A 1,820-nucleotide genomic window follows, 5' to 3' on the forward strand; every position below is an offset into this window, starting at 1 on the left:
GGGCGTTGTCCACGATCGTCTCGGCCCGGCGGCGGGCCAGCGTCTCGGCCTGCTCGGTCCAGTCCGCGAGGGGCTCGTAGTCCCAGGCGCTGACCACGTGCAGCGGGCAGCCGCGCGTCGCGGCCTCGTCGAGCGCCCAGACCAGGGCGCGCTCACCGTCGGCGGTCCCGTCCACTCCCACGACGATCGGCTTCTCCGTCATCACTCCCACCTCCACACCGCTGATCCTGCTCGGCGGGGCGGTGGCGCCCCAGGGTCGTCGGTACCGGGACCGGCGGGCCCTCCAGCACCCCTGAGCAGGGTGCGACCGGGGCGCGGCGGGCGGGGAGCGGGCCGGTCCGGGCGCGGGATCGGGCAGGGCGGGGATGAACGGGACCGCACCGGTGGTTGAACGGATCATCGAGCGGTCGGGCCCGGCGGGCGCGTCGCGCGGGCGGTCGCGGACGGCCGCCTGCGGGCGCGCGGGTGGGGCGTGCGCGGGTGGGGCGGCGATCGCGGGCGGGTGGTTGTGCGGGGCGACCGAGCGGGTGAGGTGGTGGCGGCGATGTCTCAGCCGGGGTGTTCGGCGCGCTTTCCGGTTGTTCGGTCATTCCTTCAGGTGGCGCACCGCGCGTGCACGTCCTTCACACCTCAAGCACTTGCGATGACAGGAAGAACCCGTTGTGATGAGGCTCGCATGACTTTTTCCACTCCGAGTATTTTTCCTCGGCACTCCGACGCGCGCTGGTGCGAGTTACCCCATCCGGAGCAGTATCCGCGTTCACCGCAATGCCCGCGTCCGGGCACGGAAAGTGAATATGTTTCTGGGAACGCGGGTGGTCGCGTTGTCGCGAACACCGTCGCGCCACCGGGAACGAGTAAGTGTTGTGCTGTGGAGCACCAGTCGGGGATGACCGGGTATTCCAACTCGGCGCGCACAACCGCTCCCCTCCGGGATTCCGGGAGGAGTCGCCGTGCCTAGTGGAGCGCCGCTGCGCGTCGCCCTGCTGGGGCCGGTCCGGGCGTGGCGCGGCGAGACCGAGGTGGACGTCGGGGCCGCGCGGAGGCGGGCGGTGTTCGCCATGCTGGCGGTGCGGGCCGGGCAGACCGTGGCCAGGGACGAGCTGGTCGACGGCGTGTGGGGCGACGCTCCCCCGGCCACGGCGGGAGCCAGCCTCTACACCTACGTGTCCGGGCTGCGCCGCGCGTTCGACCCGGACCGCTCGCGCCGCGCCGCGACCGGCGTGATCGACTCGGTCGGGGCCGGGTACGCGCTGCGGCTGGAGCCCGACGGGCTGGACGTGCACCGCTTCGAGGCGCACCGGGAACGCGCGCAGGGGCTCGCCGCCGCCGACCCGGCGGGCGCGCTGCGGGAGCTGGACGAGGCGCTCGGGCTGTGGCGCGGCGACGCGCTGTCCGGGGTGCCGGGTCCGTTCGCCGAGGCCCAGCGGTCGCGGCTGGCGGAGCTGCGGCTGGCGGCCGTCGAGCGGCGGGCCGAGCTGGCCCTCGGCCTGGGGCGGCACGCGGACGTGGTCGCCGAGCTGACGGCGCTGACCGCCGACCACCCGATGCGGGAGGGGCTGCGGGCGCTGCTGATGCAGGCGCTGCACCGGGGCGGGCGGCAGGCCGAGGCGCTGGAGGTGTTCCGGGACGCCAGGCACGCGCTCGTCGAGCAGCTCGGGATCGAGCCGGGGCCCGCGCTGCGGCAGGCGCACAGCCAGGTGCTCGGGGACCACGAGGGCGCCGCGGACGAGGGGGCGTGGGCGCGCGGCGGGGACGGGCAGGGCGGGGGCGGGTGGACCGGCGGTGGGCAGGAGGGCGCTCACCGGGCTGGCAGCGGG

The 1,820-nt window shown here is 75.3% G+C and carries 2 protein-coding genes; one reads left to right on the forward strand and one right to left on the reverse strand.

What is annotated here, in order from left to right:
- A partial coding sequence (locus ACTUAL_RS05280) for a universal stress protein (protein WP_440899455.1) occupies positions 1–202 on the reverse strand: 202 nt, incomplete at its 3' end.
- A gap of 751 nt (positions 203–953) precedes the next feature.
- On the opposite strand from ACTUAL_RS05280, the gene ACTUAL_RS05285 reads away from it, so the two are divergent.
- A partial coding sequence (locus ACTUAL_RS05285; protein WP_440899456.1) for an AfsR/SARP family transcriptional regulator occupies positions 954–1,820 on the forward strand: 867 nt, incomplete at its 3' end.

The organism is Actinosynnema sp., assembly GCF_052038725.1.